Source organism: Thiocapsa sp. UBA6158, assembly GCF_002423035.1.
Taxonomy (GTDB): Bacteria; Pseudomonadota; Gammaproteobacteria; order Chromatiales; family Chromatiaceae; genus Thiocapsa.
Genome location: NZ_DIUM01000020.1, coordinates 1 through 22,966 on the forward strand (window position 1 = coordinate 1; position 22,966 = coordinate 22,966).

Annotated in this window: 24 protein-coding genes; 11 read left to right on the forward strand and 13 right to left on the reverse strand. The window is 64.8% G+C overall.

Features of this window, described 5'->3' with window-relative positions; genetic code table 11:
- Positions 1 to 200 precede the first annotated feature (200 nt).
- Complete coding sequence (locus B4N44_RS02815; RefSeq protein ID WP_296696732.1) at positions 201 to 551, reverse strand: hydrogenase maturation nickel metallochaperone HypA; 351 nt, start codon at positions 549 to 551, stop codon at positions 201 to 203.
- A 3-nt stretch (positions 552 to 554) separates the two neighbouring features.
- The gene (gene speA, locus B4N44_RS02820; protein ID WP_296696734.1) at positions 555 to 2,435 is read right to left on the reverse strand and encodes a biosynthetic arginine decarboxylase; all 1,881 of its coding nucleotides are present in this window, start codon (positions 2,433 to 2,435) and stop codon (positions 555 to 557) included.
- A 45-nt stretch (positions 2,436 to 2,480) separates the two neighbouring features.
- Here speA and B4N44_RS02825 point away from each other — a divergent pair, with 45 nt between their 5' ends.
- Entirely contained in the window at positions 2,481 to 3,536 is a 1,056-nt protein-coding gene (locus B4N44_RS02825; protein ID WP_296696736.1) for an esterase/lipase family protein, read from the forward strand.
- 91 nt (positions 3,537 to 3,627) lie between these two features.
- On the opposite strand, the gene B4N44_RS19860 is transcribed toward B4N44_RS02825, so the two are convergent.
- A complete protein-coding gene (locus tag B4N44_RS19860; RefSeq protein WP_422664309.1) occupies positions 3,628 to 5,061 on the reverse strand; it encodes a sigma-54 interaction domain-containing protein in 1,434 nt (477 codons plus the stop codon).
- Positions 5,062 to 5,260: 199 nt separating this feature from the next.
- On the opposite strand from B4N44_RS19860, the gene B4N44_RS02835 reads away from it, so the two are divergent.
- The 6 genes from B4N44_RS02835 to B4N44_RS02860 all read left to right on the forward strand — a co-directional run bounded on the left by B4N44_RS02835 (position 5,261) and on the right by B4N44_RS02860 (position 11,270).
- On the forward strand, positions 5,261 to 6,760 hold the full coding sequence (locus B4N44_RS02835) for a cytochrome c (RefSeq protein WP_296696738.1): 1,500 nt from the start codon (positions 5,261 to 5,263) through the stop codon (positions 6,758 to 6,760).
- Positions 6,757 to 7,980, forward strand: a complete 1,224-nt coding sequence (locus tag B4N44_RS02840; RefSeq protein WP_296696740.1) for a hypothetical protein — start codon at positions 6,757 to 6,759, stop codon at positions 7,978 to 7,980. The genes B4N44_RS02835 and B4N44_RS02840 overlap by 4 nt, the downstream gene beginning before the upstream one ends.
- Positions 7,981 to 7,982: 2 nt before the next feature.
- Positions 7,983 to 8,606 (forward strand): c-type cytochrome, encoded by a 624-nt coding sequence (locus B4N44_RS02845; RefSeq protein ID WP_296696741.1) that lies wholly within the window; start codon positions 7,983 to 7,985, stop codon positions 8,604 to 8,606.
- Complete coding sequence (locus B4N44_RS02850; protein WP_296696743.1) at positions 8,603 to 9,964, forward strand: NAD(P)/FAD-dependent oxidoreductase; 1,362 nt, start codon at positions 8,603 to 8,605, stop codon at positions 9,962 to 9,964. Before B4N44_RS02845 ends, B4N44_RS02850 begins: the two co-directional genes overlap by 4 nt.
- A 14-nt stretch (positions 9,965 to 9,978) precedes the next feature.
- Positions 9,979 to 10,725, forward strand: coding sequence for a c-type cytochrome (locus tag B4N44_RS02855; protein WP_296696745.1), 747 nt, complete (start codon positions 9,979 to 9,981; stop codon positions 10,723 to 10,725).
- 359 nt (positions 10,726 to 11,084) lie between these two features.
- On the forward strand, positions 11,085 to 11,270 hold the full coding sequence (locus tag B4N44_RS02860) for a hypothetical protein (protein WP_296696746.1): 186 nt from the start codon (positions 11,085 to 11,087) through the stop codon (positions 11,268 to 11,270).
- Positions 11,271 to 11,288: 18 nt separating this feature from the next.
- On the opposite strand, the gene B4N44_RS02865 is transcribed toward B4N44_RS02860, so the two are convergent.
- The 8 genes from B4N44_RS02865 to glgC all read right to left on the reverse strand — a co-directional run bounded on the left by B4N44_RS02865 (position 11,289) and on the right by glgC (position 17,818).
- Positions 11,289 to 11,954: an EF-hand domain-containing protein gene (locus tag B4N44_RS02865; RefSeq protein ID WP_296696748.1), complete on the reverse strand. Its 666-nt coding sequence runs from the start codon at positions 11,952 to 11,954 to the stop codon at positions 11,289 to 11,291.
- A 204-nt stretch (positions 11,955 to 12,158) separates the two neighbouring features.
- On the reverse strand, positions 12,159 to 12,854 hold the full coding sequence (locus B4N44_RS02870) for a class I SAM-dependent methyltransferase (protein WP_296696749.1): 696 nt from the start codon (positions 12,852 to 12,854) through the stop codon (positions 12,159 to 12,161).
- Positions 12,855 to 12,947: 93 nt separating this feature from the next.
- The gene (locus B4N44_RS02875; protein WP_296696751.1) at positions 12,948 to 13,757 is read right to left on the reverse strand and encodes an ABC transporter permease; all 810 of its coding nucleotides are present in this window, start codon (positions 13,755 to 13,757) and stop codon (positions 12,948 to 12,950) included.
- The gene (locus tag B4N44_RS02880) at positions 13,754 to 14,473 is read right to left on the reverse strand and encodes an ABC transporter ATP-binding protein (RefSeq protein ID WP_296696753.1); all 720 of its coding nucleotides are present in this window, start codon (positions 14,471 to 14,473) and stop codon (positions 13,754 to 13,756) included. The genes B4N44_RS02875 and B4N44_RS02880 overlap by 4 nt, the downstream gene beginning before the upstream one ends.
- 13 nt (positions 14,474 to 14,486) lie before the next feature.
- A complete protein-coding gene (trmB, locus tag B4N44_RS02885; protein ID WP_296696824.1) occupies positions 14,487 to 15,188 on the reverse strand; it encodes a tRNA (guanosine(46)-N7)-methyltransferase TrmB in 702 nt (233 codons plus the stop codon).
- Positions 15,189 to 15,461: 273 nt separating this feature from the next.
- Complete coding sequence (locus B4N44_RS02890; protein ID WP_296696756.1) at positions 15,462 to 16,265, reverse strand: thiazole synthase; 804 nt, start codon at positions 16,263 to 16,265, stop codon at positions 15,462 to 15,464.
- A gap of 67 nt (positions 16,266 to 16,332) precedes the next feature.
- Entirely contained in the window at positions 16,333 to 16,533 is a 201-nt protein-coding gene (thiS, locus tag B4N44_RS02895) for a sulfur carrier protein ThiS (protein WP_296696759.1), read from the reverse strand.
- 13 nt (positions 16,534 to 16,546) lie between these two features.
- A complete protein-coding gene (gene glgC, locus B4N44_RS02900) occupies positions 16,547 to 17,818 on the reverse strand; it encodes a glucose-1-phosphate adenylyltransferase (protein WP_296696762.1) in 1,272 nt (423 codons plus the stop codon).
- A 271-nt stretch (positions 17,819 to 18,089) separates the two neighbouring features.
- Here glgC and glgB point away from each other — a divergent pair, with 271 nt between their 5' ends.
- The 3 genes from glgB to B4N44_RS02915 all read left to right on the forward strand — a co-directional run bounded on the left by glgB (position 18,090) and on the right by B4N44_RS02915 (position 21,506).
- Positions 18,090 to 20,363: a 1,4-alpha-glucan branching protein GlgB gene (gene glgB, locus B4N44_RS02905; protein WP_296696764.1), complete on the forward strand. Its 2,274-nt coding sequence runs from the start codon at positions 18,090 to 18,092 to the stop codon at positions 20,361 to 20,363.
- 14 nt (positions 20,364 to 20,377) lie between these two features.
- Positions 20,378 to 20,836 carry a YaiI/YqxD family protein gene (locus B4N44_RS02910; RefSeq protein ID WP_296696765.1) on the forward strand — a complete coding sequence of 153 codons (459 nt, stop codon included), beginning with the start codon at positions 20,378 to 20,380 and terminating at the stop codon, positions 20,834 to 20,836.
- 97 nt (positions 20,837 to 20,933) lie between these two features.
- Entirely contained in the window at positions 20,934 to 21,506 is a 573-nt protein-coding gene (locus tag B4N44_RS02915; protein WP_296696766.1) for an NnrU family protein, read from the forward strand.
- A gap of 7 nt (positions 21,507 to 21,513) precedes the next feature.
- Here the strand turns inward: B4N44_RS02915 and B4N44_RS02920 are convergent, their stop codons facing one another.
- Both B4N44_RS02920 and B4N44_RS02925 read right to left on the reverse strand, forming a co-directional pair.
- A complete protein-coding gene (locus tag B4N44_RS02920; protein WP_296696768.1) occupies positions 21,514 to 21,768 on the reverse strand; it encodes a hypothetical protein in 255 nt (84 codons plus the stop codon).
- A 49-nt stretch (positions 21,769 to 21,817) separates the two neighbouring features.
- Positions 21,818 to 22,243 (reverse strand): hypothetical protein, encoded by a 426-nt coding sequence (locus tag B4N44_RS02925; protein ID WP_296696770.1) that lies wholly within the window; start codon positions 22,241 to 22,243, stop codon positions 21,818 to 21,820.
- 238 nt (positions 22,244 to 22,481) lie between these two features.
- On the opposite strand from B4N44_RS02925, the gene moaE reads away from it, so the two are divergent.
- On the forward strand, positions 22,482 to 22,952 hold the full coding sequence (gene moaE, locus B4N44_RS02930; protein ID WP_296696772.1) for a molybdopterin synthase catalytic subunit MoaE: 471 nt from the start codon (positions 22,482 to 22,484) through the stop codon (positions 22,950 to 22,952).
- Positions 22,953 to 22,966: the final 14 nt, after the last annotated feature.

Sequence of the window (22,966 nt, forward strand, 5' to 3'; positions counted from 1 at the left end):
TTTTCATATCCTAAAGCGCGTCTAGAGCGAGATGCTCACTTTCGAGTGAGGTCGGCGTTTGGTGCGTCCACGGCTCTTGGCGGGGGCGCGGTTTAAAAGTTTATTATTTTTAATCTCTTAAGCCGCGCCGTCTCCAGCGGTCGTCAAATCCGTCGGGGCCGATCCCATCCAAAAACAGCCTATACCGCACTGGGTGCGGTTTAGTCCGGGATGGTCAGCTCCAGGTTTGCCAACAACAGCTCATCCCCGCTCACCAGGCGCGTCTTGTAGCTGCCGCAGTCCCCGCACAACAGTCGATTCGGGGTGGCGTCGGTCTGCGCGCCGCAGTCGTTGCAGGCCACGCGCACCGGGGCCGTCTCGATCACCAGCTCGGCGTTCGCCGCGATGGTCCCGGCCGCGGCCAGGGGATAGGCGTGCAGGAGCAAAGGTCCCTCCACACCCGAGAGCGGGCCGACCCGCAGCAGGATGCGCTCCACGGCGCTGGCTCCGTGCTCGACGGCGATCCGCTCGACCTGATCGAGCAGCGCCTGACAGATGGAAAGCTCGTGCATGGATCAGCTGCCCAGATAGGTGTAGCCGTAGAGCCCGGCCTTGAGCTCGACGAAGAATTGCTCGCGTGTCGCCCGGTCCAGGCCGGCGGCGTCCAGCTTGCGTCGATAGTGTGCGAGCAGGGTGCGCGGCTCGAAATGGACATAGCTCAGAAGCTCGTCGGTGGAGTCGCCGCGCTCGGCATCGAGCAGACGGTAGCCGCCCGGCGCGCTCGCATCCAGCTCGACATTCACGGCATCCGTGTCGCCGAAGAGGTTGTGGATGTCGCCGAGGATCTCCTGATAGGCGCCGACCATGAAGAAGCCTATGAGATAGGGTGACCCCGACCCGGCGCCGGCATGCACCGGCAGACTTGCCTCCACGCCGCCCTCGTCGACATAGTGGTCGATACAGCCGTCGGAGTCGCAGGTCAGATCGTGCACCATCGCCCGTGCCAGCGGCAGCTCGTCGAGACGCTGGATGGGCACGATCGGGAAGATCTGATCGAGCGCCCAGACGTCCGGCATCGACTGAAACAAGGAGAAGTTGCAGAAGAGCTTGTCGGCCAGCAGTGCATTGACCTCGTCCGCCAGCTCGCGGTGGCGTCGGATGGCCGGGTCCAGCCGTCCGGCCAGTCGCCGACAGATGGCGAAGAAGAGCTCCTCCGCGCGCGCCCGCCCGGTCAGGTCGAGTCGATCCGCTGCAAAGCGCTCGCGCGCTGCCCCCATCAGCTCGCGTGCCTCCGAATAGACCTCTTGGGGCGGTGCCTCGTCCGCAGCGCGCAGCTGTTCGGCAAGCGCATCGAGCAGCGGATCCCCTTCCTCGGACTTGGGCTGGACGCCTTGGCCGCCGGCCTCCTCGCGATCGATCACGTTGGTGATGAGCACGGCATGATGCGCGGTGAGCGCGCGACCCGATTCGCTCAGCAGATCCGGCTCGGGCAAGCCCCGTCGCCGACACTCGGCCGCGACGCTTTCGACGATCGCGCTCGCGTAACCGGCGAAGCTGTAGTTGACCGAGCAGTAATTGCGCGTGCGGGTCCCCTCGTAGTCGACACCCAGCCCGCCGCCGACATCCAGAACGGTGATCGGCGCGCCCAGTCGGCGCAGCTCGGCGTAGAAACGCACCAGCTCGGAGACACCGGAGCGGATGTCCTGAAGATTCGGGATCTGTGAACCCAGATGGGCATGCAGCAGATTGAGCCAATGCAGCCGTCCGGCGGATTCGAGCGTGTGGACCAGGTCCAGGATCTGGTTGGCCGAGAGACCGAACTTGGCCTTCTCCCCGCCGCTGCTCTGCCAGTTCCCCGCCGCCGCGGCGGCGAGCCGCGCACGCACGCCGAGCAGGGGCTCCACGCCCAGCCGCTCGGCCTCCTCCAGGATGAGCGCCACCTCGGAGGGCTTTTCGATCACGATCTGCACGCGTAACCCGAGCCGTCTGCCGATCAACGCGAGCCGGATATACTCGCGATCCTTGTAGCCGTTGCAGACCACCAACCCCTCGGGGGGCGAGAGTGCCAGCACCGCCATCAGCTCGGGCTTGCTGCCGGCCTCCAGACCCGCATGACCGGAGCGCAGGATCTCGCGCACCACGCCGGCCTGCTGGTTGACCTTGATCGGATAGACAGGTTGGTAGCGACCGCTGTAGCCGCTCGTCGCGCTCGCATCGACGAAGGCTTGGTGAAGCGACTCGACGCGATGGCGCAGGATATCGTTAAAGCGCACCAGCACCGGCAGGGAGAGACCCTCCGCGTCGAGCTGTTCGGCCAAGAGGGCCAGATCGACCTCGGTCGCGCCTTGCGGGTTCGGTCGCGCATAGAGATGACCGGCGGGATTGATCCCGAAATAGCCCTCGCCCCAACGGTCGATGGCATAGATCTGATTACAGCGCTTCACACCTTGGTCCATTGCGACGGGTCTCGTTCGGTGATGTCGATGGGAGGATGGTAAGGCATGAACGCGAAATCCGTGCGGTTCCGCCGTCGTCTGGTGCTGCTCCTGATCACGATCGGTCTCCTGCTTGGGGTCGCCGTTTGGACCTGGTGGGCCGAGGGGCATCCGCGCGAGGAGCGGCGCCTGCGGGTGCTCGTCCATGACCGGCTCGACGCCTGGTTTCCGCAGGCGATGGCGCCGGTGGACGGCTGGCATGGTCTCATACCCCGCATCCAAGTCGTCCCGGACGGGGCGGATGGTGCCCTGCCGCTGGTTCTGCTCGTCCACGGGCTCGACGAGCCCGGCGACATCTGGGACGACCTCATCCCCGTGCTCGGCTCGGCCGGTTTCGAGGTCTGGGAGTTCCGCTACCCCAACGACCAAGGTGTGGACCGCAGCACGGACCTCCTTGCCGCGCATTGGCCCGAGCTTGCCTCCGACCGGCCGGTCGCCTTGATCGGACACAGCATGGGCGGGCTGATCATCCGCGACTTCGTCACCCGCTGGCGGAACCCGGTGGGCGCGCCGGCACGTGTCGAGGATGCGGCCGTGCGCGGCGTCATCCTGGTCGGCACACCCAATCAGGGCTCGGAATGGGCGCGTCTGCGCATCTGGTTGGAGCTGCGCGACCATATGGCCGCCGGACCGGAGCGTCGTTTCTCGCTCTTCGCCGGACTGCGCGACGGCATCGGCGAGGCCAAGATCGACCTGCGACCCGGCAGCGCCTTTCTGGAGGAACTCAACGCGCGGCCCTGGCCCGAGGGCGTCCCGATCCGTTTGATCGGCGGTCTACTCACCGAGCCGCCCGAGTCGATGGCCGAGAGTCTCGAAGCCATCTCCGCCGAGCTCGGATCGACCGACCTCGCCGAGGTGCTCGAAGACTGGTGGTCGAGCCTCGGCGAGGGTCTGGGCGACGGCGTCGTGCCCCTCGCTTCGCTGCGGATCCCCGGCGCTCCGCCGCCGGTGCTCGTACAAGCCTCCCATCGCGGGATGCTTGCGCGCCTGTTCCCGAACGATCCCGAGCCGGAGGCGATCCCGCACATCGTCGCGATCCTCAAGGGTTGGTCCGGGCGATGAGCCTCCGGGATTGTACTGCCGCCTGCACTCCGCGATGCGGCCTTCAAACCGGACACCGCCGACGTCAAACGGCCGGTTCGAGATGCTCAACCTAGCCCATACACTCGCCCGAGGCTTCAGCCTGGGTCCAGCCTCCGCAGGCGTCGGTACAGGGTCCGCTCGCTGATGCCGAGCTTTTCGGCAAGGGTTCGGCGGCTGCCCCGGTGCTGCTCCAGGGTANNATGTCGAAGGTGCGCTCGTCGGTCTCCTGAGTCGGGTTCGGCATCGGAGCAATGCACCCTGCAACTGTGCGCGTCCACTCCCCGCAAGGCTCGGTGTCGAAGTGTCTCGGCTCAATCAGCGTGCCGTCGCACATCAGACTTGCCCGCTCGAGCAGGTTGCGCAGCTCTCGTACGTTGCCCGGGAAGGGATACCGACTCAGGTGCAGCAGGGCTGCCTCGGACACCTGCAAGCGACGGCCGCGGGCGACGCGGGTGAGCAGAGTCTGCGTGAGCAGCGGTAGATCCTCGAGCCGGTCGCGCAGGGGTGGCACAAGGACGGGAAAGGTGTTGATGCGATAGTAGAGATCCTGGCGGAACTGCCCTTCTCGGACCATGAGCTCCAAGGGGCGGTGCGTGGCGGAGATGAGTCGGATATCGGCCTGATGCAGCTCGCTGGAGCCGACGCGGCGGTAGGCGCCCGTCTCGAGCAGCCGCAGCAGCTTGACCTGGATGCCCAATGGGATGTCACCCACCTCATCCAGAAACAAGGTGCCGCCGGCAGCGGACTCCACCAGCCCGGTCTTGCGCGCGATGGCGCCGGTAAAGGCCCCGCGCTCGTGACCGAACAGCTCGCTCTCGAACAGGGTCTCGGTGAGGCCCGAGCAATCCACGGCAACAAAGGGCCCGTCCGCACGTGCGCTGGCCTTGTGCACCGCTTGAGCGACCAATTCCTTCCCGGTGCCGGATTCACCCAGCAGCAGGACGCTGGCCTCCGCCGGCGCCACCCGCGCGACCAGCTCAAGCATGCGCCGGAACGCCGGCGAGCGGCCGATGAGCACGCGGTGCCCCGTCTCGTCCCAGGCCCCGCGCAGGCGCTCCATCTTCTCCACGAAGCCGATGATCTCGCCGGCCTGATCCAGCACCGGCGTGAGCTCGATGTTCACATACTTTTCGCCATGCGGGGTGTGGTGCAGGTGCAGCACGCGCTCGCGCTGGCGCGACTCGAGGCTCGCGGCGAGGGGGCAAGACTCGCCGGCGCGATCGCAGGGCACCTCGTAGCGATGGGAAGCGCTGTAGCAAGTCTTACCGACCAGAAGGCCGCCTCCGCAATGCTGACGGTAGCTGGCATTGGCAGCCAGGATGCGGTAATCGCGCCCCAGCACAATGTGGGGCTCCGGCAATTGCTCGATGTCGGCGATCAGGTTGGCAAGGTCGGGTAGATCGAGGGGCATGTTCCGCAAGCGTTGGAGGCCATTGGCCTCGTCAAGGAGTAAGCCATCGCGGGGGATGTCCGCGCACTGACAGGACTGTCGATAGACTGCCATCCATGGCAGCACATCATCCTGGAGATCCGTCAATCGTGGCAGCCCGGCCAAGGTTCGCGATGCGTCAAAACTTCACCGCTCTGATTCCAAAAGCCCATCAGGGATGGTGAAAGTTGGCGTCCTTATTGCTCGGAGCGCGGACTAAGACTCCGCCTCGCGTGGGGCGGTTCTTCAGAAACAGCACAAAGCAGGCTAAGCGATGGATTTCATAGGTCTTTATCCCACCTGGTTCGAGCCGGGTGTGGGCAGCGGCTGGATCGTCGGCCTCATCGCCACGGTCCATGTCCTTTTCTCCCATACCGCCGTCGGCGCGGCCATCTTCTTCGCCTTTCTGGCGAGCTATGCCCACCGCAACGAGCGTCCGGACCTGCTGGAATTCATCCGTCGCTACGGTCTCTTCCTGCTTGTCTTCAGCTACGTGCTCGGCTCCATCACGGGGCCCGGCATCTGGTACTCCACCACGGTAGCCAGCCCCCGCGGCATCTCGGCCCTGATCCACAACTTCGTCTGGATGTGGGCCACCGAGTGGGTCTTCTTCGTCATCGAGGTGGTGGGCGTCTACATGCTGGTCTATCTCGCCAGCCGCGTGGACCGGCAGACGCACCTGCGGCTGTCGATCATCTTCGGCCTGACCTCCTACACCACCATGCTGGTCATCGTCGGGATCCTGTCCTTCATGCTCTGGCCAGGCAAGGCGGACTGGTTCACCGATACCGGGGTGCTCAACGGCTTCTTCGGCCCCAATACCTTTGCCCAGCTCGCCATGCGCACGGCCTTCATGTTCACCATGACCGCCGTGGTGGGCGGCATCGTCGCCGCGGGCTTCAAGGATGCGCAGTTCAAGCGCGATGTGGCGCGCAAGCTCGCCTGGCTCGGCATCGGCTCGGCCGTGTTGGGTGTGTTGTTCTTCCGCTGGTATCTGATGACCCTGCCGGAGACGGCCACCCTGATCATGAGCAACCGCATGCCGGAGTGGTTCCCCATCGGTGTCATGGGCATGCTGGCCGCGGTGGCGGCCTACTTCATCATGACCCTGATCCAGCCGCGCATGCTGGTGGCCTCGGGCGCTGCAGTGATGACCCTGGTGGTGCTGGTGTTCGGTCTCTGGCCCGGAGAGGTCACGCGTGAGTCCATCCGCAAGCCCTGGGTGGCGGGTCAGTATGTCTACTCCAATCAGGTCATCGGCCGCGATGTGCCGGGCCGGGGCATCCAGTCCGAGATCCCGCTACTCGAGGAGCAGGGCTTCCTGCGAAGTCTGGTCTTCGTGCCGGAGCATCTGCGCGAGGTGACCCCGGACAATGCCGTAGCGGCCGGACATGCGGTGGCGCTGGCCGCCTGCTCGAACTGCCATTCGCTCACGTCGACCGGCATGCGGCCGCTGCAGCATTACTTCACGGCCGACAGCGACGTCGAGGCCATCGTCGATTATCTGCATGCTGGTCTGGCCTCCGGAAACACCCTGTACATGCCGCAGATCCCCTTCACCGACGACGAGGCCTTCGCCCTGGCACGCTTCATCACGACCCTGACCGCACCGGAGTCCGGCACTGACGCGACGGCGAATGCCGCGACACCCCCGGTGCGCGATGCGCCTTCCGTCGCCAACCCCGACTCAGACGAGCCTTCCAGTGATGCCGCCGGGCAGCCCCTGGCCGCTCTGGTCTCCAGCCCAGCCGCCCCGCGGGAGATGCACCCATGACCCCCGAGATCCTCTATGCACTGCGCGACCCCGCCGGGGTCCCGACCCATCCCTGGCTGTTCCTGATCCTCGGCGCCCTGACCCTGGCCCTGCATCTGGCCGCGGTCCATGTCATGCTCGGCACCGGGGCGCTGACCCTGCGCGGGGCCTACAGCCAGAGCGCGCATTGGCGCAGGCTGGCAGCGCATATGCTGACCACCTCGAAGATCGCCGTCTCGGTGGCCATCGTCATCGGCGTCGCCCCGCTGCTGTTCGTTCAGGTGGTCTATGACCCCTTCTGGTACACCTCGAACGTGCTCTCCGGCTGGTGGGTGATCGGCTTCATCCTGATCCTCATCGCGGGCTACATCGCGCTCTATGCCTACTACTGGAAGAACCACCATCTCGAGACCCAGGGCGGGCGCTCCGGGCATTGGATGGTCTTGTCGCTGGCCCTGCTGCTCGGCGTTGGCTTCATCGTGCACTCGCTGACGAACCAGATGCTCTTCCCCGAGAACTGGATGGCCTGGTATGCGCCGGACGGCAATATCGAGCCGACCGGGCGACAGCTTCATTATGCCCATCCGCTGCGCTTCGGTTTCTTCATTGCCCTTTCGCTACCGGTCACCGGTGCCTGGCTGCTGGCCTACCGCCGCTATCAGCAGGGCCGGCCCGATCCGGACGCGGCCTACATCGCCTGGCTCAAGCCCCTGGCCATGCGTCTGCTGACCCTGGGCGGCGTGCTTTCTGTCGTGCTCGGCGCCCTCTGGATGCTGACGCTGCCCGAGAAGATGGCCTGGTTCGCCCTCTCGCCCTGGTCCATGCTGGCGCTGGCCGCGCTACTGATCACGGTCGCCGTTCCGCTGCTGCTCGGCGCGCGGATCGACCGCGGCATTTGGGGCTATGTCACCTTCGGCGTGGGCGCCGTCGCCCTGATCGTCGTCTGCGCGGTGCGCGAGGTCTTGCGCTACGTCACCCTGGTGGGCAGCCACGGCTACGATGCCCTGGACTACACGGTGCATATGGACTGGTACAGCCTGCTGCTGTTCCTGCTGACCTTCGCCGTGCTTGGCGGCGTGACCCTGGGCTACATGCTCACGGTGGCCTGGCAGGCCGGTCAGAGCACGGGCCGCTACAGCCCGAGTCCGGCGGTATCGCGGCTTGGAAACCTGTCCATCGGTCTGCTCGGGATCTGGATCCTGGCCTACTTCGGCATCGGCTTCTACGTCTGGGCGAGCTGAAGATGAGGACGATCGTCAAGCACCTTTCCATGGCCCTGGGGCTTTGTCTGGTCATGCCGGCGGGCATCGTCTGCGCGGTCGACGAGGTCTTGCCCACTGAGCCAACGGGGGCGGACATGGCCCACACCTGCGCGGCCTGCCACGGCACCAACGGCGAGCTTGGGGATGAGTATTTCATGTCCCTGGCCGGCATGCCTGTGGAGCAGTTCGTGACCAGCATGCTGGAGTTCCGCAGCGGCGCGCGCGCGGCCACCCTTATGGGCTTCGTGGCCAGCGGCTTCTCCGATGCCGAGATCCAGTCCATGGCCGAGTTCTTCGTCACGGCGCCGGAACTTCAGCCGATGCCGCCAACGGAGCCGACCGGTGCGGACATGGCCCACACCTGCGCGGCCTGTCACGGCACCAACGGCGAGCTTGGTGACGAGTATTTCATGCCCCTGGCCGGCATGCCCGCAGAGCAGTTCGTGACCAGCATGCTGGAGTTCCGCTCGGGTGCGCGCGCGGCCACCCTCATGGGCTTTGTGGCCAGCGGCTTTTCCGATGCGGAGATCGCGGCCATGGGTGAATTCTTCGCGGCCCTCGAGCCGCCGGCGCAGCCCGAGCTTGCGCTAGGAGTGACACAATGAATCTGACCAATCCTGAACGCCGCCGCTTCCTCGCGGCCTCCCTCGGCCTGGTGTCGCTGAGCGCGTTGCCGACCTGGGCGCGACCGCTGCCGAGCACCGGCAAGGCGCACGTCGTCATCGTCGGCGGCGGTGTCGGCGGCTGCACCGCGGCCAAGTACCTGAAGCTCTTCGATCCCGGGCTGCGCGTGACCGTCGTCGAGCGCAATCCACTGTACCTTCGCCCCTACGGATCGAGCGAGGTGCTGACCGAGCATGTCACCATGCAGGACCTTGAGGTCAGCTACGACGCACTGAAGGGCAAGTATGGCATCGAGCTCATCATCGATACCGTCACGGGCTTCGATCCCGAAGGACGCACCCTGAGCACCGACGGTGGTCAATCCATCGGCTACGACCGGCTCATCCTCTCCCCCGGCATCGAGCTGCAATACGACGCCTACGAGGGGCTGAATGCGCAGGTTGCCGACAGCAGCATCCCGGCGGCCTGGATCCCGGGCCCGCAGACACAGGTGCTGGCCAGGAAGATCCAAAACATGCGTCAGGGCGGCACCTTCGTCGTCGGCGCACCACCGAATCCCTACCGCTGCCCGCCCGGCCCCTACGAGCGTGCCGCGCTGGTGGTGGAATGGCTGCGCCGGAACAATCCCCGCGCCAAGGTCATCCTGTTGGACCCGAAGGACAGCTTCGTCACCGACGAGACCATGCTGCTCGGTTGGAATCGTCTCTACGACTTCAATGTCCCGGCGGACTACCGCGAGCGACTGGAACAGAAGGTCGAGGTCATCGAGCACTCCAAGACAAGCATGCTGAGCTGGGTGCGCGGTCAGGATGGCGGACGCATCCTCGCCGTCGACGCCGAGAACAACCAGGTCGAGACCGAGGCGGGCGTCGTGGACGCGGACGTGATCAACATCATCCCGCCCATGAAGGCCGGCCGGCTGGCCATGGACCTGGGGCTGGCTGATGCGAGCGGCTGGTGTCCGGTGGAGCGGCGCGACTTTTCCTCCAGTCTTCAGCCAAACGTGTATGTCATTGGCGACGCCTGCATCGCCGACGCCATGCCCAAGTCCGGTTTCTCGGCCAACACCCAGGCCAAGACCGTCGCGCGTGCCATCGTCGAAGAATTGGCGGGCCGTCCAAGTCCCGAGCCGGTCTGGGAGAACACCTGCTATGCCCTGGCAGGCACCGACTACGGTCTCTTCGTTGCGGACGTCTTCCGTCTCGTGGATGGCAAGATCGCTCGGGTCAACACCGCCGGCCGTTACCTGCCCTTGGATGCGTCCCCGATGCAGATCAGGCTGGCCGCGCGCTACCAGCAGAGCTGGCTGCGCACCTTTACCGAGGACTGCTTCGCGTGACCGGAGACCCCACGATGATCAAGCCCACTGTCAAAACACGTCTCTGCACGGCCTTGCTCTTGGCCGGTCTCGTCGGAGGCGGGCCAACCCTGGCCGCCGGGCATGCAGCGCCTACTTCGGTAGAGAACTGGACCCCGGCCAGCTTGCGCAAGGCCTTGGATGCCATGCCCGCCGGTGACACCGAGCGCGGCCGAGAGCTCAATCAGACCCTCTTCTGCGCCTCCTGCCATGGCAATGAAGGCGTCGCGCCATCGATGAACTGGCCGCATCTGGCGGGGCAAAAGGCGGACTACACCATCAAGATGATGCTCGACTATCAGAGCGGCTTGCGTCACGAAGGCCTGCGCGCCCGACTCATGCATCACGTCGCCGTGCTCGTCTCGGCGCAGGAGATCGCCGATCTGGCCGCCTTCTATGCCAGCCTGCCGGCCCCGGCGGAGGCGGTGACACCGCGGCCCGAGGTCCGTCTGGCTGCCGGCGATCTGCCTGCAGAGGTACTGGTGCGCAAGGGCGACCCCGGGCGTCTGATCACGCCCTGTGCCAGCTGCCACGGCGCCACGGGCGAAGGCGGCCGGCGCGAAGCCCCGGAGCTCGCCGGCCAGAACCCCATGTACTTTGTGCGCACCATGCATGACTATCATGCTGGTGTGCGTGCCAACGACGGCAAGAAGACCATGCGCGCCTTCGCCTACCGCCTGACCCCGGCCGAGATCGACGACTTGGCCAACTTCTACGCCGACTTGCCGCTGAGCTCGCTGTAAGTCCAGCCTGCCCCTGGCTCGCAGACAGGGGCAGGGTACGCCGGCCGATGATTCGGCGGGATCGGCGAAGGTGCGAGGCAACGCACCGCTTTGTCCGACCTTGCCATCGAGCTGGCAGCGAAGTCAGCCGGCCCGCGTCGGAGCCTATGGTCCGGCATCGTCAGCGCCTTGGCCGATCTGGTGCGGTCGATGAATTGTGACTACAGCAACCTGATCGAGGGGCACGACACCCACCCAATCGACGTCGAGCCTACGCCAACCAGGGAGCAACGGGCGCCATCCCAGCTGCGGCGACGGCGCACCACCGACTCTTGTTGATACATCCGTTCCTGGACGGGAACGGTCGGGTTGCGCCCCTCATGTCCTACGCCGTTCTGCGTCGGACCCTGGAGGCCGGCGGTCTCTGGTCCGTTGCCCGCGGACTGGCCCGCAACGAGTGCACCAACAAGTTACTGCTTGCCAACGGCGACCTTCCATGTCGCAACGATCTCGACGGGCGCGGACATCTCGGCGAGGAAGCCCTCGTCTTCCCCGATCGGCATTGAGCGTGGCCCGATCGCGACTCAGGGCGCCCGCATACCCTGTCGGTGATGCTGCGCTTGAGCGGCGGTAAATTCGTCGGGTGTAATTCGCCCGTCGCCGTTCTGATCGATCGCCTCGAACGACGGCGCGTTCGCGAGGTTTCGCATCGGATAGCCTTGCTGCGAGCGCTCTTTGATGCGATTGGCCCGCGCCTCGTAAAATTCCTGCTCGGTCAAAGCGCCGTCGCCGTTCAAGTCGAATTCGGCGAAGGCGGGCATGTTTCGACCCATGCCTGCGCCGGGTCCCATCCCCATCCCTGGCCTTCCGCCTGGCCCCATACCGCTAACGGGTCCCATTCCGCCGCCCGGTCCCATACCCCCGCCGGGCCGTCCCTGCATTCGCGATTGCTGAACGGTTGCGAGCTCCTCCGGCGTCAGCCGCCCGTCGCCGTTCAGGTCGAAATCCGAGAAGGCCGGTGCGTTCGCAGCCCCCCGCATCGGCGCCCCCTGAGCGGCGCGCTCCGCCATGCGTTGAGCCCGCGCGGTGTCGAACTCCACCTCGGTGACGATCCCGTCTCCGTCGATATCGAACGCGGAGAAGCTCATTGGGCCGCGCGGCGACGCGGGTTGCTGGGCGAAGGCCAAGGGTGCGGCGCAGGCCGCCGCGACCGTCACTGCCATGATGGATCTACACATCGTTGTCTTCATGGAAACCTCCGTGGTTCGATCGGATGAAGGTCCGCGCCGGTATCGGCGTGACCCGCTCATCTCTAAACCGCGTCCAGAGCGAGATGCTCACGTTCGAGTGGGCTCGACGTTTGGTGCATCCTCGGCCCTTAGCAGGGACGCGGTTTAATCCTTATTGAAGCACCTGAAGATGCAGAGAGTGTGAAAACGCATGGGTGCCGAACCTCAGGCATCGACCTTTCGAAAAAGCAGGAAATAATTCAAACGCAGCTTGATCGGCTCGTCGATCAGCTTGAAACCGGCCTGCTCCACCTCGCCGATCACCTCCTCCCGACCGGCCCTCACGTGCCCCAGGATCCAGCGATGACTCACCCCCGGCTCACGCCTGAAGTCGATGATCGCCAGTATCCCGCCGGGCACCAGTGCCGTGCGGATCGAGTCGAGCATGGCGCGCGGATACTCGAAGTGGTGATAGGTATCCGATGTGAACACCAGGGCCACGCTCCCGGGCGGGAGCTCGGTGCTCTTCTGTTGGCTGAGCACCGGGAGCACATTGCCGAGGCCCGCCTGCGCCGCGCGAGCCGCGATCGCGGTGACGAAGCTCTCGGAGATATCCACCGCGAACACCCGTCCGCTCGGACCGACCGCCTCGGCAAACAGCATCGTGTAGAGCCCCGAGCCGGCCCCCACGTCCGCGATCCGCATGCCGGGTCGGATCTTCAACGCCTCCAGGATCTCGAAACGCCGATCGTAGACCTCTCGCCCGTCGCTTTCGAAGATGTCGCGCCAGCGGTCATGGTCGGCCCCGTGATAGTAAGCGTTCATGTCCGGGCCGACGGCGGGGGACTCGGCATGGGCGGAGAGCTGGCCGAGTAGAATCAGGGGTAGCAGCAGGGCCGCGCGGTAGCGGTGTAAGGGCATGCGGGAGGCTCCCGGAATGGTGCGAGGACATGAAGGACACCGATTGGGGCGGTGCCGGCAAATGGGAGAGCCGAAGAAGCGGAACGGTTGCTCTCAACTCGACCGGCTCGCCGCGGCGAGCCGGTCGAGACGCAGTCGCTGGCGGTCGTCGAACAAGCGGCGCGAGCCGATCCAGACCGCGGCCATCGAGCCGAGTCCGGTGCCGGCGGCGATGAGGAACATGATGAGGAGCTGGTATTTGGCGGCTTCCATCGGCGGGCTGCCCGCGAGGATCTGCCCGGTCATCATGCCGGGGAGACTGACCAGGCCGGCGGTGGCCATGGCGTTGATGATGGGGATGAGGCCCGAGCGCAGGGCGTCGCGACGCACCTCCTCGATGGCCTCGTCCCAGGTGCCGCCGGCGAGCAGGCGTGCCTCGATGCGTCCGCGTGAATCCCAGGCCTGGCGGGTCAGGCTGTCGAGCGCGATGGCGATCCCGCTCATGGTGTTGCCGAGCAGCATGCCGAGCAGCGGGATCAGATACTGCGGCTGATACCAGGGCTCGACCCCGATGATGACCGTCAGGGCGAGCAGCGTCACGGTGAAGGCCGAGAGGAACATCGAGAGTGCGCCGATCCCGTAACCCCAAGCGCCGCGGTATCGTCGCTTCTGGCGCTGCATCACCTCGTAACCGGCAACCGAGAGCATCACCAGGGCCATCAGGCCGATCAGCGGAAGACTGGTCTGGGCGAAGAGCACCTTCAGCACCAGTCCGACGAGCATGAGCTGGAGCGTGCTGCGCGCGGCCGCGATCAGGACTCGGCGCTCGATCCCGAGGCGCAGCCGCCAGGACATGCCGGCGAGCAGGAGGACCAGGATGGAGGCCAGTCCCAGATCGAAAGGGCTCAGATGGATGAGGGTCACGCGTCGGGCTCCAGGCGCTCGTTGCGGATGACCAGCGAGCGCCCGCCGATCCGACGGCGTTGCTCCGGATCGTGACTGACCCAGAGCACGGCCGCGCCCTGCGTCTTGCGATAGATCTCGACAACGGATTCCACGCGTGCGCGGTTGCTCGGATCCAGGTTGGCGGTGGCCTCGTCCAGCAGGAGCGCCTCGGGTGTCTGTGCGAGCAGGCGCACCAGCGCCAGGCGTTGACGCTCGCCGGTCGAGAGACGCGTCACCGACCAGCCGAGGACGTCGGGCGCGAAGCCGAGGCGATCGAGCCAATCGGTGATGGTCGAGGAATCCGGCAGGGCAGGGTGATTCGAGACGCGTCCGGGCGGGCGACGAAAGGGTTTGGGCAGACCTCGGGTGGCCGGGTGAAGCGTTGGCGTAGCCTGATCCGCGGCGGTGCTGCGGTCAACCGGCAGATGCTCCCCGACGGTCTCGGCCCACCAGAAGGCCTCCGCAGGGAGAAGACCGACCCGCCGACGCCAGTGTGCGGGGGCGATGCGCGAACGCGGCTCTTCGCCAAGCCAGACCTCGCCGTCGTGCGGATCCAGGTCGGCAACCGCGCGCAGCAGAAGGCTCTTGCCCGAGCCGGACGGTCCCGACACGAAGACCAGCTCGCCTGCAGCGACCGTGAGATCGAGCGGTCCGAGTGCGCGCGATCGGATCCTGTCGAGCCTGAGTCCGGACATCGGCGTCCCGGTCTCAGCGCCGTCGAAACATCAGGTCGCGAACCCGATGGCCGAGACGCTCGCCACGTTGCTCGAAGCGGGTGAGCGGGCGTGCCGCCGGGCGGGGCGAGAATCCGTCGGCTCCGGCGAGATTCTCGAAGCTCTCCGAGGAGGCCTCCAGGATCTCCAGCATCTGCTCGGCATAGGGCTCCCAATCGGTCGCCGCGTGAAAGACGCCGCCCGGGCGCAGGGCGTGCGCGAGCAACCCGATCAGCTCGGGCGTCAGGATGCGCCGCTTGTGATGACGGCGTTTCGGCCAGGGGTCGGGAAAGAAGAGCTGAACGCGGTCCAAGCTGCCGGGTGCAATGCCTCGGGCGAGCACCTCGACCGCGTCGTGCCGAATCAGCCTCAGATTGGTCAACCCACGCCGCTCGATCTCGAGCAGCAGGTGCCCGACACCGGGGCGATGCACCTCGATCCCCAGCCAATTGCGCTGCGGATCTTGCTCGGCCATCTCGGCGAGCGAGGCACCGTTGCCGAACCCGATCTCGAGGACGACGGGGCGTGGGTTGCCGAAGAGCCCCGCGAGGTCGAGCGGCGCGTCCGGCGTCCAGTCCACACCGTAGAGAGGCCAAAGGTCTCGAAAGGCGCGCTCCTGCGCGGAGGTCAAACGACCTTCGCGCAGGACGAAGCTCCGGATGGGGCGCAGGAATTTAGGCGTGGTCTCGGCCGTCATGAGGTCCTTACAACCGGCCTCTCGGCCGTACATCACTCGGCCGCTTTCGTGGCCGGAGCGCTCGCAGGCGATTTCCGTGATTAGGCATCACGACTGCGCATGCCCGGGAAGGTGTGTAGGGCGAATAAATTCGCCCCTCTACGCGGATAGTTCCTGTGCGAAAATCATCAAACCATTGGATTCAACCATTTTGAACCGCGTCGGGCACGTACCCCGGTCGTAACCGCGGACGCCCGCCTCACGGCGACCATCGCAGTCCGCTCGGGACGCGGTTCAGTGTTGGAAGAACAGCCCTTCGATCGGCGAGGACGCCGAGGCAAAACGCTTCGGCGCCATGCGTCCGGCAAGGTATGCCTCGCGCCCGGCCTCGATCCCCTTGCGCATGGCGCTGGCCATCAGGATGGGATCGCGTGCCGCGGCGATCGCGGTGTTCATCAGCACGCCATCGCAGCCGAGTTCCATCGCGACGGCGGCATCCGATGCCGTGCCGACACCTGCGTCGACCAGGATCGGGACACGGGCGTTCTCGACGATGGTGCGGATGTTGAGCGGGTTGCGGATGCCCAGACCGGAGCCGATCGGGGCGGCCAAGGGCATGACGGCGATGCAGCCGATCTCTTCGAGCTGCCGAGCGACGATCGGGTCGTCGTTGGTGTAGACCATGACCTGGAAACCGTCCTTGACCAGCTCCTCGGCCGCCTTGAGCGTGGCGATCACGTCCGGGAAGAGTGTCTTCTCGTCGCCCAGGACTTCGAGTTTGACCAGGGTGTGGCCGTCCAACAGCTCGCGCGCCAGTCGGCAGGTGCGCACGGCAGTCTCCACATCGTAGCAGCCTGCCGTATTGGGCAGGATGGTGTAGCGTTCGGGCGGCAGGATATCGAGGATATTGGGCTCGCCCGGGGTTTGGCCGAGGTTGGTGCGCCGCACCGCGACCGTGACGATCTCGGCGCCGCTCGCCTCGATGGCCCGTGCAGTCTCGGCCATGTCTTTGTACTTTCCGGTGCCGACGAGGAGTCGGGAGCTGTACTCGCGTCCTGCGAGGGTGAAGCGATCGGTTGCGGTGGTCTCGGTGGTCATGGGTGTCGTGGCCAAAACGAAAGAAAGATCCAGGATAAAGGATTCGGGGCTGGACCCCCAAGCCTGGTCATCCTCCTCCGACGGCGTGGATGACCTCGACCCGATCTTGCGGCGCGAGCCGGTGCTCGGAGAAGCGGCTGCGCGGGACCAGCTCGGCATTGACCTCGACGGCCAGGCGGCGGCTGCCGAGCTCGAGCTGCTCGATCAGCTCCGCCATGGTGAGTGCGTCGGCCACCTCGGTGGCGGCGCCGTTCAGGATAATCTGCATTCGGACAAAGCCCTCAACGGACGTGGTTGGCGTCTTGGCCCAGCATCTCGGGGGTCACGAGCGTGACGCCGCCCTCGCTCACGTAGAAGCCTGCTTTGCGATCGGCTTCCTGATCGAGGCCGATCACGGTTCCCTCGTCGATCTGGCAATAACGATCGATCACCGCATTGCGGATCGTGCAGTTTCGGCCGATCACGACATCGGGAAGGACGACCGAATCCTTCACGTAGGCATAGGAGTTGACGCGGACGTTCGAAAACAGCAACGAGTGACGAACCGTGGCGCCCGAGATGATGCAGCCGCCCGAGACCATGGAGTCGACCGCCATACCGCGTCGATCCTCGTCGTCGAACACGAACTTCGCCGGCGGCAATTGCTCTTGATAGGTCCAGATCGGCCAGCTTTTATCGTAGAGGCTCAAAGGCGGCGTGACGCCGATCAGCTCAAGGTTGGCCTCCCAAAAGGCATCGAGTGTACCGACGTCCCGCCAATAGGCCTGCTCGCCGCTGCGCGGGTCACGGAAGGTATGGGCCATAACGCGATAATGTTTGATGACGGAAGGAATAATGTCCTTCCCGAAGTCATGCGAGGAGCGCGGTGTGTCGGCATCCTTGATCAGCTGCTCGAACAGGAAGCCACGGTTGAAGACATAGATTCCCATCGAGACGAGGCTCTTGCCGGGCGATCCGGGGATGGCTTCCGGCTCCTTCGGCTTTTCGGCGAAGCGCAGCACGCGCCCCTCGCTGTCGACCGACATGACGCCGAACTCGCCGGCACGCTCGGTCTCCATCTCGAGACATCCGACCGTCATATCGGCGCCGGACTCGACGTGGTAGGCGATCATGGCGCCGTAATCCATCTTGTAGATGTGGTCGCCTGCAAGCACCAGGATATAATCCGGGTTGTGATCGCGAATGATGTCGAGGTTTTGGAATACCGCGTCGGCTGTTCCCGCATACCAAGCGGTCTCCGCAACACGCTGCTGGGCGGGCCACAATTCCACGAACTCGCCGAATTCTCCGCGCAGAAATCCCCAGCCCTTCTGGATGTGCAGGATCAATGAATGCGCCTTGTATTGCGTCAAGACGCCAATGCGGCGAATCCCGGAGTTGATGCAGTTCGAAAGCGGGAAATCCACGATCCGAAATTTTCCGCCGAAAGGAACGGCCGGCTTGGATCTCCACGCCGTCAGGTGCATCAGGCGCGAACCCCGCCCCCCGGCCAGGATCAGCGCCAGGGTATTTCGGGTCAGGCGGCTGACGAACCGGGGATTCGTTTGGGGCATAAGTCCTCCTGTCGTGGTCTAGGCGAGGGCATGAGAGTCGTCCCCCTTATGTTAACATCAAGACGGTCCGAAGCGTCGGCGCACTGCCCTGTGGTCGCGTTCTTCTCGAGCCGCACCACGGGCCGTCGATCCCGACGAGACCCCGAACTTGTCGCGCCCGTCTGCCGCCAGCCCGCAGACTCATGGCGCGGCGCCGCGATATCGAACGGTTTCCGTGACAGCGCCGATGGCAGGCGACATCGAGAGCCGACAGCGAAGGAAATACTTCAGAATGGCAACCGCGACACAGCACGCCCCCAAGGTTCCGGAACCCTTGCAGCGCATCATCGAGGCGCGTCACCACGACCCGTTCGAGGTTCTCGGCCGGCACCTCGAGGGCAACCGGGCAGTGGTCCGCGTGTTCCTGCCGGGCGCCGAGTCGGTTGCCTTGGTCGAGGCATCCGAGCCCTGCGCCCGGATCGAAGGAACGGATTTTTTCCTTTGGGAGGGTCCGGCGTCCAAGGTTCCCGAGCGCTACCGCATCGACTGGATCGATGCCGCCGGTGACCATCATGTCCATCACGATCCCTACTGCTTTCCGCCCCAGCTCGCGGATTTCGATCTCCACCTCTTCGGCGAGGGCCGCCACTGGCACGCCTATCGGTTTTTGGGCTCGCACCTGACCGACGTCGACGGCGTGTCGGGCGTGCAGTTCGCGGTCTGGGCGCCGAGTGCCGAGCGCGTGAGCGTCGTCGGAGATTTCAATCAGTGGGACGGGCGCGCCCACCCGATGCGTGTGCGCGGCGGCACCGGTGTTTGGGAGCTTTTCATTCCCGGAATCAGGCAAGGCGGCTTCTACAAATACGAAATCCGCGATCGTGCGACCAACATCCACGTCAAGATCGACCCTTACGCGCAGGCGTTTCAGGAACGGCCGCAAACGGCCGGTTTCATCTGTCCGGAGAGTCGCTTCCGTTGGACCGATCAGGCCTGGCTGGCGGCGCGCGCGAAATCGGATTGGCAGCATTCCCCCTTTTCGGTTTACGAGGTCCATCTGGGATCCTGGCAACGCGGTGCGGACGGTGAGTTTCTCAATTACCGGGTCCTCGCCGAGCAGCTCGCGGATTATGTGATCGAGCTGGGTTTTACCCATATCGAGCTCCTTCCCATCACCGAGCATCCCTTGGACGCCTCCTGGGGCTATCAATGCACCGGGTATTTTGCGCCGAGCGCCCGCTTCGGCTCGCCCGACGACTTCCGCTTCTTCGTCGATTATCTGCATCGCCGCGGTATCGGCGTGCTGCTGGATTGGGTTCCCGCCCATTTCCCGAAGGATGCCTATGCGCTGGCGCGATTCGACGGCACTGCCCTTTACGAGCACGCCGATCCGCGCATGGGCGAGCACAAGGATTGGGGAACCCTGATCTTTAATTTCGGCCGCAACGAGGTCAAGAACTTCCTCTTGTCGAGCGCGCTCTATTGGCTGGACGAGTTCCATCTCGACGGGTTGCGCGTGGATGCCGTCGCTTCCATGCTGTATCTGGATTACTCGCGCAATGCCGGTGAATGGATCCCGAACAAATACGGCGGCAACGAAAACCTCGAGGCGGTGGATTTTATCCGCCAACTCAATACCGTCACGCACGAGCAGCACCCGGGCACCCTGATGATCGCCGAAGAGTCGACGGCCTGGCCGGCCGTCTCGCGTCCGACCTATCTGGGGGGGCTCGGCTTCAGCATGAAATGGAATATGGGCTGGATGCACGACACCCTGTCCTATATGCAGAAGGATCCCATCTATCGTCATTATCATCACGATCTGCTGACGTTCGGCCTTCTCTACGCCTTCACTGAGAATTTCGTGCTCCCCTTCTCGCACGACGAGGTGGTGCACGGAAAGAAGTCTATGCTGGATAAGATGCCGGGCGATGCCTGGCAGAAGTTTGCGAGTCTGCGCCTGCTCTATACCTTGATGTTCAGCTATCCGGGCAAGAAGCTGTTGTTTCAGGGCTGCGAGTTCGGGCACGGCGCCGAATGGAACTTCGACGCGGCGATGGATTGGGATCTGCTCGAGCGACCGCAGCACGCAGGGGTCAAGCAGATCGTGTCGGATCTCAACCGGCTCTATCGGGAACAGCCGGCGTTGCATGAGGTTGACTTCGACGGCTCCGGGTTCGAGTGGATCGATTGTCACGACAGCTCACAATCCGTGCTCAGCTATCTGCGCAAGGATCTCTCCGGCGAGCAGATCGTCGCCGCCGCATTCAACTTCACTCCGGTGCCGCGCACCAACTATCGGATCGGCGTCCCCGAGCCCGGTTTCTATCGGGAGGCACTGAACTCGGACGCCGCGCTCTACGGCGGCAGTAATGTCGGCAACCAAGGCGGCGTCGAGGCCGAGCCGGTGAGCTGGATGGGGCGGCCATATTCCATCCCGATCGCCCTGCCTCCGCTCGCCGGGATCGTTCTGGTGCATGAGCCGATGTCCGCTGCCGTGGTCGACAGCGAGACGGATGCCGTGATCGCCGATGCCGATGTTTCGCCTGTGACGGCCGAGGCGAGCTGACGGGTTCGCGGCGGGTGGAGATCTGGGTCGATGCCGACGCCTGTCCGAATGCCGTGAAGGAGATCCTTTTTCGCGCCTCGGAACGGCTTGGCGTCCGGATCACACTGGTGGCGAACGGGCCGGTGAGCACGCCGTCATCGTCTTTGGTGCGTTCCGTCCGTGTCTCCGCCGGGTTCGACGTCGCCGACAATGAGATCCTGAAGCGATTCGCCCCGGGCGATCTGGTCATCACCGCGGATATCCCGCTCGCGGCGGAGGTTATCGAGTGGGGCGGCCAAGCCCTGAACCCCCGCGGCGAGCTCTACACCAAGGACAACATCCGCGAGCGCCTGACGATGCGCGACTTCATGGACACCCTGCGCGGCAGCGGCATCAACACCGGCGGGCCGCCCGCGTTCGGACCGCGGGATCGACAGGCGTTCGCGAACGCCTTGGACAGTCTTCTCGCGAAATCCAAACCGCGTCCGGCGTAATCCGGGGCGTTTCGAGTGAGCGCGAGCTCGCCGGGTCCCACGATTTTGCCGAGACGCGGTTTAGGTCATTTTTCAATGCTTTTGGAGGAATCCTCGGATGGCAGTACTCGTCCTCGGTTTGGTCCTGTTTCTCGGTATTCACTCGGTGTCCATCATCAACAGTCAATGGCGCACCGATCTGGTCGCGCGATTCGGCGAGATCCCATGGAAGGCCGTCTATGGGCTCTTGGCCTTGGTCGGGTTTTATTTGATCGTCTCGGGATACGGGGCCGCCCGCCTGTCACCCGTCGTCATCTACGAGCCGCCGCTCTGGATGCGGCATATCAGCCTGTTGTTGATGCTGCCGGTCTTTCCGTTACTGCTTGCCGCTTATCTACCGGGTCGGATCCAGTCCGCGACCAAGCATCCGATGTTGCTTGCGGTGAAGATCTGGGCAACGGCACACCTGCTCGCCAACGGCACGGCTGCCGACATCCTGCTGTTCGGAACCTTTCTCGCCTGGGCGGTTGTCGACCGCATCTCGCTGAAGCATCGCACGACCCCGACCGTCTACGGTGCACCGCCCAATCAGGTCAACGACGCCATCGCAATCGTCGGCGGCATCGGGCTCTACCTGCTGTTCATGTTTTGGCTGCACAAGCTCCTGATGGACGTTGCACCGATCGGGTGACCGAGGTTCAAGGCTGTTCGTCCAGAAGTGAAAAGCTCGCGAAGGTGGCGATCAGCACGAGGGTCGCGATACAGCCGGGGCTCGGGCAGAGCAGCATCAGGACGGCGGCACCGCTCCAGACGAACAAACAGAGTGTGCGCCGTGTCCTGTGGGTCGGGGTGGCTTTGCGCCGCTGGAAGTCGGTGTAGTCGGCTCGACCGCTACAGAGCCAGTGGATGGCGCGCTGTGGCCACCCGACGATTTGCGAGATGAGCGGAGGCATCGTCGAGTGATCATCGCGAGGCGCTTCGGCGCCTCGCGATTCGCACCGATCAGAATTTGGTCACGACGACGTTGACGCCGTCTTCTTGACCCAGGTCGAAGGTGTTGTCGCCCAGCTTGGCGACCGTGCCGATCGTGTCGACAACAAAGGCGGGATCGGCCCCCGCGTTGACGACGAGACCATTGCCCGAGCCATCCTCGATCACGAGTGTCGCGGCATCCGGCCGAGTGATCGAGATACCATCGGCAGGCGAGACGATGGTCAAGTCAGCGTTCAGGAAGCGCACCGTCAGCGCCGAGGGATCGCGATTGGCCTCGACGAAGGCATCGGCGGCGTCGACCGCGCCGGTTTTGACCTTCTCGACCAGACCCAACGCCGCCGCCTTCGCCTTGCCCGCGATATCGCGTGCGTTCTCGCTGGTGGCGGCCTCTCTGACCGCAGCAACCGCTTTGTCGAGTTGTTCTTTCCAGTTCATCGTCGTTTCCTCTTGGTGGATGATCGAACGAAACAGGGACTCGGGGCACGGCATCGGGCATGATTCAAGCCCGAGCGGTTCTCCGTCGGCGGGGGCGATGCCTGGATCGGAGCGAAGGCCGGCGGGAGCCGAGGCGAAACGCTCGCACTCGAAAGTATAGGATCCCCCTGATTCCTCTGCCGAGTGGACCCGGCAGATTGGGGTCGAACCCCGGACACCAGCGTCGGAGAAACCGCACATGCAACGCATTCGAGTTCAACGCGACCTATTCGACATTGCGGAGGAGCAAAAAATTCTCTCCCGCGACAAGCCGCAAGTCGGTGCCGTGGTCACTTTCATCGGACTGATGCGCGACATCAACGAAGGCGCCGAGGTTGCCGCCATGACCCTGGAGCACTATCCGGGGATGACCGAGAAGTCACTCGGCGCCATCGCCGAGGAGGCCGCGCAACGCTGGGATCTGGAGGACATCAGCATCCTCCATCGTGTCGGAGAGCTGAGGCCTCAGGATCCGATCGTGTTCGTGGGTGTGAGCAGTCGGCACCGGGGCGAGGCCTTTCGTGCCTGCGAGTTTCTGATCGACTCCCTCAAGACCCGCGCACCCTTCTGGAAGAAGGAGCAGACTGCACAGGGCGAGCGTTGGGTCGATGCACGCGGGACGGACGACGACGCGGCGCGGCGTTGGGCGGGGGGGTCTTCCGACGCTTAAACCGCGTCCCACCG